1 protein-coding gene is annotated in these 566 nt (G+C 47.9%); it reads left to right on the top strand.

Translation table 11 applies throughout. The features are described from left to right. Positions 1-566, top strand: a 566-nt coding sequence (locus KKC1_RS13580) for a transposase (protein WP_143288763.1), incomplete at both ends; no start/stop codon positions are given.

Genomic DNA, 566 nt, shown 5'->3' with positions numbered 1-566 from the left:
GGTTTGAGACGTGCCGGAATACTCAAGGAAGCAGCGGAAAACTCGGTAGGTATAACGGCAGGGATAACAGGAGCCCGGATAAGGCTAATAAATATTCTGGATGAAATAGACTTATACAAAACCAAACTAGAACAGATTGAAACAGCGATGGAGAAAGCCCTAAGAGAAACCGGACTGGCCGAATACCTTCTGAGCATACCTGGCATTGGCCCAGTAACCGCAGCAGGTTTTCTAGGCGAAGTGGGAGAGTTAACCCACTACGGGCACTGGCGTCAACTACAAAAGATTGCCGGGCTTAACCTGGTGGAACAGAGCTCTGGCCAGAAAAAAGGGGTCAGAACCATCTCCAAACGAGGGCGATCCGGGCTCAGGAATCTTTTATACCAGGCCAGCCTTACCCTGGTAGCAAAAAATCAGGAATTCAAAGCATTATACCGTTACCTGACAACCAGGCCACAAAATCCCCTGAAAAAGAAACAGGCTCTGATAGCTATTTGCAACAAGCTGCTACGAGTGATGTTCACCCTGGGGAAAGAAAAGCGTTACTATGATGCTGACAAGGTGTT

It is taken from the genome of Calderihabitans maritimus (assembly GCF_002207765.1).
Taxonomy (GTDB): Bacteria; Bacillota; KKC1; order Calderihabitantales; family Calderihabitantaceae; genus Calderihabitans; species Calderihabitans maritimus.
Note: the sequence above shows the minus strand (reverse complement) of the source record. Positions and strands in the feature narration are given on the sequence as shown.